Genomic DNA, 14,256 nt, shown 5'->3' with positions numbered 1-14,256 from the left:
GACTTGCTGTGCCGCGATGAACGTCTCCAGCTCGACGATCTTCTCGTGGGTGGGCGCACTCGACCACACCCACTTCTCGATCGGATTCGGACTGCCGTTGCGAGTCTTGCGCGCCTTTCGATTCCACACCATGTAGCCGGTGTATTTGGGTTGATTCAGCATCTCTCCGACGGTGCTGCTGGTCCAGCGGCCAGCCGCCCGCTCTGGATCCGGTGGGATCGGCAGCGGGTTGGTCGCATGGTCGAGATTCAACCTGTCCGCGATCGCTTGGTAGCTGAGCCGTTCGCTGACGCGCCAGTTGAAGATCTGCTGAACGACGGCAGCCTCGGTCGGCTCTTTGACGAGCTTGTTCTTGACCCGAGGACCGCTGCGCCCCTTCCCACGATTTCTTGCACGTGCCCGCGTCGGTTCGGCCACTCCGTTGAGCTCGCCATCGCCGTCCGGCTCCGGAGCATCGAGCCGGATCTGAACCGTTCGGTAGCCGTAGCACGCCTTACCCACGTTGTAGCCCTGCTCAGTGTGGGTCTCGAAGCCGTCCCGAGCCCGCTTGATCATGTCCAACGCGTACCACTCGGCGATACCCTGCTTAACCCGCCGAGTGAGCACAGTCGTCGGGTCAACGAGCATGTCAGTGTCCAGGCGGATGGGCTCATCGGCTGCCCACAACGCCACGTTGGCTGATTGGAGCCGGTGTTCGACGAGCGTGCCGTAGTACGTCCGGCGCGCGATCCGGTCGATCTGCTCGCAGATGACCGCTTGGAAGCGCCGGTTGGAGTCGGCGGCTTCGGCGAGAAGATCCTGGATGCCACCGTCGCGCGGGATGGGGATGGCGAGCCGCTCGTGACGGATGTCCTGACCGCGCGCCTCAAGGTCCTTACGTCCGGACTCGACGTCGTAGAAGTACGCGACGATGACACAGCCTTCGGGCAATGCCTGCTGCGAAATGCGCAGCTGTCGAAGTAGGGACCCGACAGGATCCTGCTGGTCATCGGTGGAGGTCCGTCCCAGGAACGCAACTGGAACCAGGGCCTGCTTGGCCGCGGCGGTGTCGAAGTCGTCCCAGCCAGGACGATATGGACCCGAGGCTGCGATTAGGCCGCCTTCTTGGTTGAGCCACTCCTGGATCGCCTCTGGGCCAACCACTGCAGCACCTCCATGAGCACTTGCGCTTGCTCGAGCCGAAGCATTTCAGCTTCAGCTCCCTCTGCTCTACGGATCTCCAGCCGCATCTCAGGCTCAGCGGCAGGTTCGGGAAAACCATCGTGGCCGCCACTCATCAGTAGGCCAGCCAAGCGCAGCCGGTGATCGCGGACCTCGCCGTGCGCAGCCTCGACCCCGCTTGCCGCGAACAGCAAGGAGACGCCAGACATCGACTTAAGGTAGTGCCTAATCTAGGTAGCCGCAACCTAGATGAGTTAGGCGCTACCGCCCCGGGCGAGTCGGAGATGTCCGAACACGCCGCTAGGTCCACCAAGTTCGCCGCATTGATCAGCCAGACTGAGCACCCACCGGTGTCCAGCCTGGGCACCGAACACGGATGACCGCAGGAAGGCGTGGCGGTGGAGCTTCGGTGGCGCCTAAGGCAGGTGATGGCCGCTCGCGATATCTGGACAGGTAAGCAGCTGGGCGAGCTACTTGCCCGGCAGGCAAACTTCAGTTTGTCCGCGCCGTCGATCTCCGCCTTGATGAACAACGAGCCGGTCCAGATGAAGACGAAGACGCTGCAGGCGCTTTGCACGGCACTCAAGTGCACACCGAACGAGCTGTACGGAGTCGCGCCTCCGCATGAGATCTCGCTCGCCGACGAAGCGAAACCGAACGGCTGACCGCTCACCACATAAGGCAGCCACCTCCGCAGCGGTAGGAACAGCAGGCTGTCGACGAGCAGCCCGACCGAGTTCGACCTGCCCACCGCGGAAATGCGACTCCGGCGGCGGAGCGAGGGGGAGACGGCGAGGTCGACGTGTTCGGAGACAGCGAGAGCGCCCGCCGGAATCTCCAGGCCCGCGAGCACAATCGCCGGCCAGAGGGCGGAGGCACAACTCGCCCCGGCGATTGTCGCCGCGTCCCCGGAGAACATGGCCACGACGGCGAGAGTCCACTGGCGGGTATTCATGCCGCGCGCGGAGGGGAGGTAGGGCTTGGCTGGGCACGGTGGAACATGCGGTCGTCGACCAGCCGCTCGTGCGCATTGGGCGCCGAGGTGACCCATTGCTCCATCGGCGCCGGGCGCCCCGAGGCGGTGCGGGCCCAGACCTGTCGCCCGGTGTACTTGGAGTTGGTCACGATCCGTCGGACGGCTTTAGCGGTCCACCGACCGTTAGGCGTCGGAGCGGGGTACTGGCGCGGGTCTCGGTTGAGTCGTGCGGCGATGACGGCGAACTTCACGCCGTGGTCAGCACGCCAGACGAAGATCTGCTTGACCACCGCGGCGGTCTGCCAGTCCGGGACGAGAACGGCGCGGAGTTTGCTGTGCCCGCTCGGGTCGGTGACCCTGATGCGCAGGGCGCGGTAGCCGTAGGGTGGCGGCCCGATCTGGTAGCCCGCGCGGACGAGTTCGACCATCGCCTGGCGGGCGCGGCGGGTGGTTTCGGCGTGGTGCGCGGAGAGCGCGGCCGACTGGATGCGGTTGGCCCGGGCATTGACCGATTCGCCGTCACCAGCCCCGACCTCGGTGCTGGCGTTAGCGATATCCGACCAACCTGTCCACAGGCTTGACCACAGCCGGGACCACAACGATGGAGAGGTTTCGGCAACCGGTGTGCCAGCGCAGCGGTGACGACTGGCAGCGCGAAATGCCGCGCGCTTGTGACGGAACCTGGGGCGCCATCCGCACTGGCGGCAGTAAAGGCGGGCGCTCATGCCGCTCGCCTCCAACCGGGGTACTCGACGCTGTCTGCGGCGGGCCGGATGACGTCGTCCTCGAGCGACCACGGGATGCAGGCTGCAGCGGAGGCGGCGAGTTCGACGTCGTGGACAAGTTGGAAGACGAGAACCTCGTGGTGCGCGGTAAGAGCGGTCGGCGCACCGGCGGCACGCGCTCGGGAAGCGGCGCGGCGTTCGGCAAGCGAGGCGCGAGTGACCAGTCGGTTGCCGCGCAGTCCGGCGGTCAGCGCGATGCACCGGTCGACGGGTGCCAGGCCGGCGTTGGTCGCCGCGGAGAGCAGCGGGGTGGTCAGGTCGATCAGCGAACCGTCCGGATGGCGGCGAGGTCGCGTGACGATGACGAGGTGCCCACCGGAGCGCAGCAGAGGCTCGCAGTAGGTGAGCGTTGCGGCGAGTTCGGTGATGGCGAAGTCCGGGTCGCGGTCCGGACTCGGTGCACGGTCCTTGGGGTCGTCGAGTGCGGTGCGCAGGGCGGTCAGGACGAGTCCGACCCGGCCAACCAAGCCTGCGGCGCGGACCGTAGCGAGCGTCTTCGGACGTGCGTCGAGGACTGATCCGTCGCGCCAGGCGCCCGCGGCCTTCGCGGCGGTGATGTTGGCGCGAGCCAACGCCCACCAGCGACGGCAGGTGGTCAGACCGAGCGCGTGGCGGCCGGAGCGTAGCGCCTCGGTAAGCACGGTGCCGGCCCCGCAGTCAGGGTCCAGGACGAGGTCGCCGGGGCGGGTGTAGGTCTCGATCGCGTAAGCGGCGACGGCGGGTGGGATCCGGTCGGTGTCGCCGTCGGTGCCGGGCACGCAGCCGCTGTCGCGCAGCTGCGCAACTGCGTCGCGCTGCCCGGTCGGCCAGACCGAGAGCGGTGGAACGGGTGGTTCCTCCCCCGACCGCAGGGGCGAGGTGGGAAGGTCAGTCATTGGAGGCTTCCTCGCCGTTGGCCATGCCGCTCGGTGCACGCTGGACTGTGAACACCAAGAGGTCGTCGTGCACCTGGGTCTGCCGGATGGCGGTCGTCGACCGTCCCGACGGGCCCTGCGAACGGTCAGTCGCGGACGGGATCGCAGCGGCGAGCGCGCCGTCGCGGACGGGTACACGAAGCAGCGCAATACGATCGAGGTAGCGCAGTCCGGCGTGGTACGCGGCGCGCACAAGCGCGCCAGCAGGGTCGGCGAGCCAACCGCTGCTCCGGTCACCACGAGTGACGACGGCGAGAGTGCCGGTCGGAGCGAGAAGACCAGGCCAGTCGGTCGGGCGAAACCAGTCGAGCGAGTGTGGTTCGACCGCGGTGATGATCAGGTCGTAGCGATCCGGACAGTGGCCGGTCTCGGCCGAGTCCGGCCCGGGACGGCGATCCGCAGATGGTCCGACCGGGCGGTTGACGGTCAGACCTTCCATGGTCGGCCCGGGTCCGGACGCCGACTCGGTCGACGTGTGCACGGCGTGTTCACCGATCGGGTCGGGGTGGGTGACGGCGGTCCGAGTCTGGATGCCGCGGCCGAGTCGGACCACGGTCCAGCCAGCTTCGTGCAACCCCGCGTACGGGCCTGGCCGGGGCCAGTTGCGGATCGACGCCATCGGCCATGACGCGGGCGGCGCGGGGTCGAGCAACAGCACCCGCTGGCCGGGCAAGGTGTAGGTAGTCACGATCTTGATGACTGCGGTCAGCAGCCAATTAGCGAGTAGGCCCGTGCCCTCGCGCAGGTCGCCTTGAGCGCACGGCCAGACGGTGCTCGTCCGGACCGGGCGACGGTGGCGCACCTTGATGCGCGGAGCGCGCGGTCGTGGCGTTCGCCGCACGGACGGCAACGGAATCGGAATGGTCGGGGGGTCGGGGTGGCCGTGCTCCTGGGAGTCGCCTCCCGAGGAGCTGTTGCCATGTGCCGGGGTCATCGCTGGTCTCCTCAGACGGATGGGTGCCGCGTGTTTCTGACGCCCCTTAACTCCGCTTTTAGACCCCGTCTTGGACACGCCGAATAGACTTTCTTGGACCTATCGAGGCCCCGCCCAGAATTCGATAGAAACCTGTCCACCCAGCTGCCCATAAAGGCCAGAAAGTGCCACCGTTCGCAGCCCGCCTTCTGAACGAACCTCGAGCAGGTCTCAAGATCTTTTCATGACATCCTTGTTGATCTTGGTGCACACCCGAGCCCTCAGGCCACCGGGGAGTCAGCACATACCAGTGCCGTGCTAGTGCGCGACTATAAGCGCAGCTCAGCAGCTACCAGTGTTGATCAGCGCCTGGCGTCCGACGCGCGACAGTGTCGATCTTGCGGCACGGCATGCACGACGGAAATAGTAGCCGGCTAGTACACCCTGGAGCGCTTCACTAGTCGACAGCTAGTAATGGCATGGTATTTCGCTGGTATCGATCATGGCTTCATGACGTCGTTGTTGTTCACATCGACGCCGTGGGAGACACGACATGGCAGCACAAACTGTTTTCCGTCGCGGTCACGACAATGCTGTTCCGAACTCGTTGGATATCGCGCGGGACGCCTTTACCTGGCTGGTAACCGGGCCGCATCCGGTGTCGCTGAACGGTCGGCTCTTTCCGGGCCTGCCTGATCGGCGCATCCCGCTGGATGAGGTCCGTGACCGGCTGCTGGCGCGCCGGTGCCCACAGGCGACACGAGACGCGGTGTGGGCGCATCTGGTGCTGCGCTCCCGTACAGAAGGAGCGACCTGGACGGTCGCGGCGGTCGGGGTTGCGCTACCCGCGCTGACGTCCGTCGCGGCCACCTTGACGAACCGGTTCGCCGGCGATCCGGCCGACGTTCACGCCGAGGTTCTGCGTGGCTTTCTGACCGCACTGTCGACCATCGACCTGCGTCCGCCGCGGATCATGCTCCGGCTGCGATGGGATGCCTACCGGTCCGGCTATCAGGCGCTCGCGGAAGCTCTGGCGGGTCCGACTCCGGTCGGGCCGGGCTTTCGATCCACTCCCCCGCATGCTCCGTGGGGGCACCCGGATCTGGTCCTCGCTCGCGCGGTCGCGGACGGAGTCCTGACCCAGACCGAGGCCGCGCTGATCGGTGCGACCCGGTTGGAAGAGGTACCGGTCGCGGACTGGGCCGCGCACCACCAGATCGGCGAGTGGGCGGTCTACAAAGCGCGCAAACGCGCCGAGCTCCGGCTCGCCGCGTACCTGCGAGACGGCGCCACAGAGTCCGATCCGACGGACCCATTGACCGACCAGGTGGCCACAGCGGTGGCACTTACGCGCCCGGTCGCGCCGCACCACGACCATCCGCGGCCGTCACTGTCCGTGTCGGCTTCCGAGGTCGAGTCAGCGAAGAAAGTTCAGGGATGCGTGTCCAAAACGGATGCGAAATCCGGAGTTCAGGGCTGCGGGACACACTCGCCCTCAGCCCGACTTCCGGAGGTGTCCCCATGCGCCTGATCGATCGATTCTTCATCGCCGCGATCGTTGAACTGGCGGTCCTCGCGCTGCTGGCGTCAGCCTCCACTGCCTACGCCGACACGATGGTCGTTGCCCTCGCCGGCTCGGTCACCGACGTCCTGAACAACATCAGGAATTGGATCATGGGAATTCTGGCCGGCTTGGCCACGGTGTTCCTGTCCATCGGCGGCGTCCGGTACGTGATGGGCGGCGGCGACCCCGGTGAGGTCGAGAAGGCCAAGACGGCCTTCAAATCGGCGGGGTGGGGCTATGGTTTGGCAGCGTTGGCGCCCCTGGTCGTGGAGATTCTCAAAGGGATCGTGGGGGCCTGACCGATGGCCAGCACCTTGCCCACGGTTCGCCCGCACCGCCGGTCCGGCGGCCCGGTCGCAACCAATGCTGGCGCGGACCGAATCTCCGACGTCTGCACCGACCGGCCGCCGACCTGTCGGCCGCGGCTCTGGCGCGCGGGCTGGCTGCTGGCGCTGAGCATCGCCGCGCTCCTGATCGGTGTCCTTACGGTCGCCTCGGCGCAACCGAGCCCCGACCCTTGCGCGGGGCCCGGGCCGCGGCCGATCCCCTGCGCACCGGCTCCCACACCGACGCATCCGACATTCCCGCCGGCCCCTTCGGGCCAGCCGACGGCGACTCCGAGCCAACCGTGTACCGGTGAAGACTGCATTCCGCAGCCGACCACAGCGCCGCCGAGCACCGGTCCGCAGCAGCCCGGCACGGGCACTGGTGACAGCGACTCGGACTGCGGGATCACCGACATCGAGGCGTGCATCACCGAGGCCATCAACTCGGCGTTCCGCAGCGTCGTCGATGCCGCGCTCTCGCCGATCCTGAATCTGATCGGCCACACCGCGCTGTCCACTCCGACGATCAGCGACCTGCCCGGAATCGGCGAACTCTGGAACAACTCGTGGGAGATCGTGGTCGCCGCCTACGGGCTGCTCATTCTCCTCGGCGGCATCGTGGTGTTGGGTCACGAGAGCGTCCAGGCACGCTATTCGATCAGGGAGATCGGGCCCCGGATTCCGATCGCGTTCCTGGCCTCGGCATTGAGCTTGTTCTTCGCCGACAAGCTCATCCGGCTGGCCAACGGCCTGACCCTGGGCATCCTCGGAGACGGGGTCAACGCACCCACGCTGGGCAACACCCTCAAGGACGCCGTCGCCGGCGTCCAGACCGGCGGGCTGTTCCTCATCCTGGTCGGTCTGGTCCTCGTCGTGGTGAGCTTGGCCCTGCTGGTCGTCTACGTGGTGCGGATCGTCGTCACCCTGGTCCTGATCATCTCGGGCCCCCTGTTCCTGATGTTCCACGCCCTGCCGCATACCGATCCGTTGGCGCGCTGGTGGTGGAAGGCGATCACCGCGACGTTAGGGATCCAGGTCGCTCAGGCTCTAGTGCTGATCACCGCTGTGCGCACGGTCCTGTCGGGCGGCGTGCATCTGTTCGGCTCGACGCTGTCCGCGCTCGGCACGCTCGTGGCCGCGATCGCGTTGTTCTTCATCCTGTTCAAGATCCCGTTCTGGTTGTTGAAGGCGGTCAAGGTCGGCTCCGGTCGCTCGTTCCTCGGCGGCCTCATTCGTGCCTACGTCGCGGCGAAGACCTTCGGCATGGTCGCCGGAAAGGCCGGCGGGCTCGGCAAGGTCGGTGCCGCAGGTGCAGCCAAGAGCCGTGGAGGCCGCGGGGGCGGTCGTGGCGGCGAGGGCAGGTCGGCGAATCCGCCATGGCCCGCTCAGCCGCGCCTCGCGCCGAGCCCGGAATTGGTCAACAAGCGGCTCAAGGCTGCCCATGACGCCGAGCGTGCCCGCGCGGCCCGTCGGTCGCGGCTGCCCTCGCAGGCACCGCGGTTCTTGCAGCCCTCACCGCAAGACACCACCCACGACCCCGCCGTCACTCCGGCAAACCAGGGACCAGCCGTGCCGCCCGAGTTCAGTTCCGCACCGACGCCCGCCTCTCCGGTCTCACCGCCGCGGCGGGGGCCGCGTCCGGGATCGGCACCTCCGTTCCAAGCCGCTGGAGGGCCGCGCCGACGCGGCACCACCCCGCTACAGGCTCGTCCGATCCGCACGGCGTCGGTGCCCCCGCAGTTGCAGTTCCGGCCCGCCACGCCGCCAGCACTGCAGCTGCCGGCCCGCCACGCCGCCAGCACTGCAGCTGCCGGCGTCACCCAGGCCGACGTCCGCGCCTGCCGCGCCGGTGTTCCGGCAGGCGCACCCCGAGCCGCGCATCGGCGACGCCTACCGGCGCACCCAGTCCGTTCCGCCGCCGGTGTTCCGCGCGCCGAAACCCGCCCCAGGAGGTGAAGGGAAATGAGTCAGCCGGTAAGAATTCCGACGGTCGTTTCATACTGCCTCTCCTTCGATGGTTGGGGCGGTTCGTGTGACGCGGAACGAGTTCGCGACCTGCTGCCGGTAGAGCTCTTGGGTGGCCTCGTCCCAGGGGATGCACCAGCGTCCGGCAGCACCGCGGCGGGCGGGCAACTGTCCCTTCCGGATCCAGTTGCCAACCGCTTTGGAGGCGACGCCCAGCTGCGCGGCGGCCTGGGCGATGCTGACCTCGCCCTCGCGAACGGCAGCGGTGCGGGGCGCGGGGATGCCGTAGGTGTCGCGGACCCGGGCAACGGCGGCGGTGTCCCAGGGACGTCCCTTGCCGGTGGCCAGGCCAGCGGCGTTGAGCTGGGCGGCGAGTTGCTCGCTGGTCCGGGTAGCGCCGTGCCGGCGGATGATCTCCAGCGCGGTGGCCGGTGTGCGGCCGGGCCCCTTGCGGTGGACGGTGACCTCGTCGGTGGCGCCGGTGTGCCAGCGCACCCCGATCCGCGCCTCGCGGGGATCGGCGGTGGGCAGCAGGGTGACGTCGGCAACGAGGGTGCGCAGCAGGCGTTTGCGGTCACGTGGGCTGGTGTCCGGGTCGTCCCACAACCGAGGCAGATCCGCCGCCAACGCCTCCAGCGTCGAACGCTCGGGAAGGGGCGGTTTGGCTGCCCGCGCGGTCTCCAGCGCCGCCTCCGCCTCGGCCACCGTAGCGAGCTTGGTCTCCCAGCGGGACTCCAGGCTCCTTGCCACCAAACGATTTTCCGGCTCCACCTGACTGAACGCGCGTTCGGCACGGTCGGCCTCGTAGCGGGCGCGTTCGACCGCGAGTTCGGCGGCCCGATGCGAGCGGACGTGCCGCTCGGTGACCTCATCGGCCACCGCCAGCGCGGCGGTGATCTGTTCTGGGGTCACCGCCTTGAGCAGCAACTCAGAGACGACCGCGTCCATCGTCGAAGCGGTCACCGAGCGACAGCGCACGGTCTTGGCCTGGTCGCGGGAGCTGACGCACTCGTAGTGCACGTAGTGCCGGGCCCCGTAGCGGGTGCCCATCCGCGAACCGCAGCCGCCGCAGTAGACGATGCCCTGACACAACGCGATGCCCTCCCGCGGCGGACGGGCACCGGCGTTGGTCTGGTTCGCGGCGAGCTTCGCCTCGTTGTCCAGGTACTGCTGCCAGCTGATGTAGCCCTCGTGGTGGTCCTGGATCAGCACCGTCCACTCGTCGCGAGCGCGTGTGCGGCGAGCCGAGCGCACCGTGCCATCCGGCTGAACACGGCGTTTGTCGTAGCTGCGGCCGTAGCTGTAGGCCCCGGCGTAAGCGGGGTTCTTCAGCGCCTGCAGCACCCTGTAGTGGCCGAGCGCGCCCCACTTCAACCGCCCCGCCCAGACGCCGCCGTAGGCGCGTTGCGGGAACAGCCTGCCGGTCTCGGCGAACGCCTTGACCACCCCGAACGCCGACCCGGTGCGCGCGAACTCGGCGAACAGGTCCTCCACCGCGGTGCGGACCTGCTCATCCGGGTCGATCACGACCTGGCCGTCGAGGTCGTAGACGAACCCGACGGCCAGCTTGGCCCGCAACTCGCCGCGATGCGCGGCGGCCAGCTTCGCGCCGTGCAACCGGCCGGCAAGCAGATGGAGCTCGGCCTCCGACATACTTCCCTTGAGCCCCAACAACAAACGGTCGTTGACGTCGCCCAGGTCGTAGACACCGTCGCCGTCGATGAGCAGCGTGTCGGTCAACCGCGCGAGTTCCAGCAGCCGCGCGAACTCGGCCGACGATCGCGCCAGCCGCGACACTTCCAGCCCGAAGATCGCACCGACCTCGCCCAGACAGACCCGCGAGATCAGCTCGCGGAAGCCATCGCGTTCCGACCCGAAGCGGCCGGACACGCCGAGGTCGGCGTCGACCACGAGGACCTGCTCGGCGGTCCAGCCGAGTTCGACCGCGACGCCCGACAGACCGTACTGGCGGGCGGTCGACTCGCCGTGCTCGCGAACCTGAATCAGCGTCGACTGCCGCACATACACCACCGCGCTGCGCGACCGGTGTTCCGTGGTGATCTTCGACGAGCCGTTCACCGCCACCACCGCCGCGACTGTCCTTGCGCAGCAACGATTCGACCATGTTCGCCACGGCCATCACCGCTTCGCCACACCAGGCTGCGGCCACCACGCCTCATCCCTGGCTCGGCCGAGCCGTCGCTGTCGAGTGCAAGCACCATCAAGATCATCATTCACCCACCTGGGTGGTGCCTGAACGGCGACCCGTCACCGCGTCGACTACCTCGCGCAACGCCGTCAGCCCGTCGGCCGAGAGCCGCTGATCACCGGCCGGCGCGCCGCGATCGGTCCACTCCTGCCGCAGCGTCGCCCGCGACCGGCCGTCGACCTCGCACACGAACCACAGCCCGCGCCGCGTGCGCCGCTCGAACAAGACCGGCAACTCCCGGGCGCACAACGGATGAAAGGGATGGGTGACCACCAATGAGCTACCACGATTCCCGAACGAACGTGTCGTATGCGGTTCGTATCCCCGCCGACGTCGATCGCGAGGACCGGGTGATCGGCCCGCTGACCGCGCGGCAGCTGCTCATCCTCGCCATCACCGGGATCGTGCTATACGGCGTGTACACGCTCACCCGCGAGTTCGTGCCGCTGGTGGCGTTCCTCATCGTCGCCATCCCGATCGGGGTGACCGCCGCGTTCCTCGCGCTCGGCCAGCGCGACGGCATACCCCTCGACCGGTTGGTGCTGGCGGCGCTGCGGCAGCGGATGAGCCCGCAGCACCGAGTGGCCGCGCCGGAAGGCATCCGGCCCGTCCCCGAGTGGCTGGGCAGCCAGGTCGCGGACTCCAGCAGCAAGGGCCGCGCCAAGGGGAAGGACGGCGGGGACGCCGCGGCGTCGGCGGTCTCGCCGGCCGCGCTGCGGCTGCCCGCCGAGGCGGTCACTGACACCGGTGTCATCGACCTCGGCAAGGACGGCGTCGCCGTCGTCGCGGTGTGCTCCACGATCAACTTTGGGCTGCGTACTCCGGCCGAGCAGGAGTCCCTCGTCGCCTCCTTCGGGCGGTATCTGCACTCGTTGACCGCGCCGGTCCAGGTGCTCGTGCGTGCGGAGCGACTGGACCTGTCTGGGCAGATTGCCGAGCTCCGTGACCAGGCCGGCGGTCTGCCGCACCCGGCGCTGGAACGGGCGGCGCGCGAGCACGCCGAGTACCTCGACCAGCTCGGCCGCGCCACTGACCTGCTGCGCCGCCAGGTGCTGCTGATCTTGCGCGAGCCGTTGCTCACGACAGGACCGACCGACGGGCTCGGCGGTGCCTCGCCGCTGGCGGCGTTGACGGCGAAACGCCGGGCCGTCAAGCAGGCCGCCTTGGTCGACGACGTCACCCGGCGGGCCGCCGAGGCCCGGTTGGTGCGCCGGCTCGGCGAGGCGGTCGAGCTGCTGTCCCCGTCGGGGATCGTGGTCATCCCGCTGGACACCGGACAGGCCACCGCGGTGCTCGCCGCGGCCTGCAATCCCGACAGCGTGATCCCGCCGAACTCCGGTCTCGCCGGCTCGGACGACGTCATCACCACCGCTCCGGACGAGGGCTGGGACGCAGGCGCGTTCGGCCGTGCCGCGTTCCCCGCCGACAACGCGTTCGGCGAGGCCGAGGACGACTGGGACGACGGCTTCGACGACACCGCCGAGGACCCCGACGACTACGCCAACTCCGCGAGGAGGAACCGCTGATGAGGACCACAGCCAAGCGCCGCGGCCGGAAGGCCCAGGCCGTGCAGCCGCCGCTCGGGCGGTCCAGCGCGTTCACCCCGGACGCCATCTCCGTGCGCCCCCGCGCGCTGGAAGTCGGCGGCGAATGGGTCGCGTCCTTCGCCGTCGTCGGCTACCCCCGCGAGGTCCATCCCGGTTGGCTGCAACCGCTGCTGACCTACCCCGGCAGGGTCGACGTCTCGCTGCACATCGAGCCGATCGACCCGGTCACCGCCGCGAACAGGCTTAAGAAGCAGCTGTCGAAACTGGAGTCCGGCCGGCGGCACACGAGCGAGAAAGGACGGTTGATCGACCCGCACGTCGAAGCCGCCACCGAGGACGCCTACGACCTGTCCGCACGGGTCGCCCGCGGCGAAGGCAAGCTCTACCGGCTCGGCCTCTACCTGACCGTGCACGCCCCCACCGAGGAAGCCCTCAGCGACGAAGTAGCAGCGATCCGGTCGCTGGCGGCGTCGCTGCTGCTGGACTGCAAACCGACCACGTACCGCAGCCTGCAGGGCTGGATCACCAGTCTGCCGATGGGCTTGGACCTCGTCGGTATGCGCCGCACGTTCGACACCAGCGCGCTGTCCGCGGCGTTCCCGTTCACCTCGCCCGACCTGCCGCCACCGGACCCGACCTCGGTCGGTGCACCGAGCGGCGTGCTTTACGGCTTCAACGTCGGAAGCCAGGGGTTGGTCCACCACGACCGGTTCTCGCTGGACAACCACAACAGCGTGATCCTCGGCCGGTCCGGCGCGGGCAAGTCGTACTTGGTGAAGCTGGAGTTGTTGCGGTCGCTGTACCGCGGGATCGAGATCCACGTCATCGACCCCGAGGACGAGTACGCCCGGCTGGCCGCCGCGGTCGGCGGGACGTATGTGCACCTGGGCGCCGAGCAGGTCCGGTTGAACCCGATGGACCTGCCGATCCACACCCGCCCGGACGGGCGCCGCACCGCACCGCGCGACGCGCTGATCCGGCGGTCGCTGTTCCTGCACACCGTGATCTCGGTGCTGCTGGGCAGTGAGCTCGAAGCGACCGAACGGGCCGCACTGGACCGGGCGATCACGGCGACTTACCAGCGCGTGGGGATCACCTCGGATCCGCGGACCTGGACGCGTCCGGCGCCGCTGCTGGCCGACCTCGCCGAGGTCCTCGCCGAGACCGGTGACCCCGCCGGCGTCGAGCTCGCGGCCCGGCTGCACCCGTACGTCACCGGCGCGTTCTCGGGGCTGTTCTCTGGCCCGACCTCGACCCGCCCGGAGGGGCACCTGGTGGTGTTCTCGCTGCGGGATCTCGCCGACGAGCTCAAGCCGATCGGCACGCTGCTCACGCTCGACGCGGTCTGGCGACAGGTCTCCAACCCGGCCATCCGCAAGCCCCGGCTGGTCGTGGTCGACGAGGCGTGGCTGTTGATGAAGGAGCCCGCGGGCGCGGAGTTCTTGTTCCGGATGGCCAAGGCGAGCCGCAAGCAGTGGGCGGGCCTCACGGTCGCCACCCAGGACACCGCGGACGTGCTGGGTTCGGACCTCGGCAAGGCCGTCGTAGCCAACGCAGCGACGCAGATCCTGTTGCGGCAAGCCTCCCAGGCGATCGACGAGATCACCCGCACCTTCGACCTGTCCATGGGTGAGCGCCAGTTCCTGCTCTCCGCGGACCGCGGCCAGGGGCTCTTGTCGACCGGGACGCAGCGGGTGGCGTTCCAGTCCATTGCCTCCCCGGTCGAGCACGAGTTGGTCACGTCCAACCCCGCCGAAATCGCCGGATATTCCGACGCCTCGTCGGGAATCGAGAACTCCTTCGTCGAACTCGGCGCAGACGACACCGCAGGAATCGCGGACTCGTTCGACGACGGCGACGCGTCGCAGATCGAGCTCGACGCTGCCTAATCGCCGG

The 14,256-nt window shown here is 68.7% G+C and carries 12 protein-coding genes and 1 pseudogene; 7 read left to right on the top strand and 6 right to left on the bottom strand.

The genetic code is table 11. The features are described from left to right. Window positions 1-9 precede the first annotated feature (9 nt). Window positions 10-750 (bottom strand): annotated as a pseudogene (locus ACZ3HL_RS01365) (recombinase family protein); the annotation flags it as partial. On the opposite strand from ACZ3HL_RS01365, the gene ACZ3HL_RS01360 reads away from it, so the two are divergent. Further along, complete coding sequence (locus ACZ3HL_RS01360; protein ID WP_465528065.1) at window positions 682-963, top strand: hypothetical protein; 282 nt, start codon at window positions 682-684, stop codon at window positions 961-963. The pseudogene ACZ3HL_RS01365 and the gene ACZ3HL_RS01360 sit on opposite strands and share 69 nt — an antisense overlap. 590 nt (window positions 964-1,553) lie before the next feature. Continuing rightward, window positions 1,554-1,826: a helix-turn-helix domain-containing protein gene (locus tag ACZ3HL_RS01355; RefSeq protein WP_465528063.1), complete on the top strand. Its 273-nt coding sequence runs from the start codon at window positions 1,554-1,556 to the stop codon at window positions 1,824-1,826. Between the two features lie 286 nt (window positions 1,827-2,112). Here ACZ3HL_RS01355 and ACZ3HL_RS01350 read toward each other — a convergent pair whose 3' ends face one another. Genes ACZ3HL_RS01350 through ACZ3HL_RS01340 form a run of 3 tightly spaced genes read right to left on the bottom strand, consistent with a single transcriptional unit; the run spans window position 2,113 to window position 4,770 of the window. After that, the gene (locus ACZ3HL_RS01350; RefSeq protein ID WP_465528061.1) at window positions 2,113-2,862 is read right to left on the bottom strand and encodes a recombinase family protein; all 750 of its coding nucleotides are present in this window, start codon (window positions 2,860-2,862) and stop codon (window positions 2,113-2,115) included. Then, window positions 2,859-3,797, bottom strand: coding sequence for a DNA methyltransferase (locus tag ACZ3HL_RS01345; protein ID WP_465528059.1), 939 nt, complete (start codon window positions 3,795-3,797; stop codon window positions 2,859-2,861). Before ACZ3HL_RS01345 ends, ACZ3HL_RS01350 begins: the two co-directional genes overlap by 4 nt. After that, window positions 3,790-4,770, bottom strand: a complete 981-nt coding sequence (locus ACZ3HL_RS01340; protein WP_465528057.1) for a hypothetical protein — start codon at window positions 4,768-4,770, stop codon at window positions 3,790-3,792. The genes ACZ3HL_RS01345 and ACZ3HL_RS01340 overlap by 8 nt, the downstream gene beginning before the upstream one ends. A gap of 637 nt (window positions 4,771-5,407) precedes the next feature. Here ACZ3HL_RS01340 and ACZ3HL_RS01335 point away from each other — a divergent pair. From ACZ3HL_RS01335 to ACZ3HL_RS01325, 3 genes are read left to right on the top strand one after another with little or no spacing between them, the layout of a single operon-like run. Beyond that, window positions 5,408-6,280: a hypothetical protein gene (locus ACZ3HL_RS01335; protein WP_465528055.1), complete on the top strand. Its 873-nt coding sequence runs from the start codon at window positions 5,408-5,410 to the stop codon at window positions 6,278-6,280. After that, entirely contained in the window at window positions 6,271-6,612 is a 342-nt protein-coding gene (locus ACZ3HL_RS01330) for a pilin (RefSeq protein ID WP_465528053.1), read from the top strand. The genes ACZ3HL_RS01335 and ACZ3HL_RS01330 overlap by 10 nt, the downstream gene beginning before the upstream one ends. A gap of 3 nt (window positions 6,613-6,615) precedes the next feature. After that, complete coding sequence (locus tag ACZ3HL_RS01325; protein WP_465528051.1) at window positions 6,616-8,595, top strand: hypothetical protein; 1,980 nt, start codon at window positions 6,616-6,618, stop codon at window positions 8,593-8,595. 39 nt (window positions 8,596-8,634) lie between these two features. On the opposite strand, the gene ACZ3HL_RS01320 is transcribed toward ACZ3HL_RS01325, so the two are convergent. Both ACZ3HL_RS01320 and ACZ3HL_RS01315 read right to left on the bottom strand, forming a co-directional pair. Continuing rightward, on the bottom strand, window positions 8,635-10,692 hold the full coding sequence (locus ACZ3HL_RS01320; protein ID WP_465528049.1) for a recombinase family protein: 2,058 nt from the start codon (window positions 10,690-10,692) through the stop codon (window positions 8,635-8,637). A gap of 142 nt (window positions 10,693-10,834) precedes the next feature. After that, entirely contained in the window at window positions 10,835-11,086 is a 252-nt protein-coding gene (locus tag ACZ3HL_RS01315; protein WP_465528047.1) for a DUF5372 family protein, read from the bottom strand. A gap of 29 nt (window positions 11,087-11,115) precedes the next feature. Between ACZ3HL_RS01315 and ACZ3HL_RS01310 the strand changes: the two genes are divergently transcribed. Further along, window positions 11,116-12,339 (top strand): PrgI family protein, encoded by a 1,224-nt coding sequence (locus tag ACZ3HL_RS01310; RefSeq protein WP_465529077.1) that lies wholly within the window; start codon window positions 11,116-11,118, stop codon window positions 12,337-12,339. Continuing rightward, on the top strand, window positions 12,339-14,249 hold the full coding sequence (locus ACZ3HL_RS01305; RefSeq protein ID WP_465528045.1) for a VirB4 family type IV secretion system protein: 1,911 nt from the start codon (window positions 12,339-12,341) through the stop codon (window positions 14,247-14,249). The genes ACZ3HL_RS01310 and ACZ3HL_RS01305 overlap by 1 nt, the downstream gene beginning before the upstream one ends. The last annotated feature ends 7 nt before the right edge of the window (window positions 14,250-14,256 follow it).

Source organism: Amycolatopsis sp. NPDC000009 (genome assembly GCF_055563465.1).
This window is presented reverse-complemented; position numbering and strand designations above follow the sequence as displayed.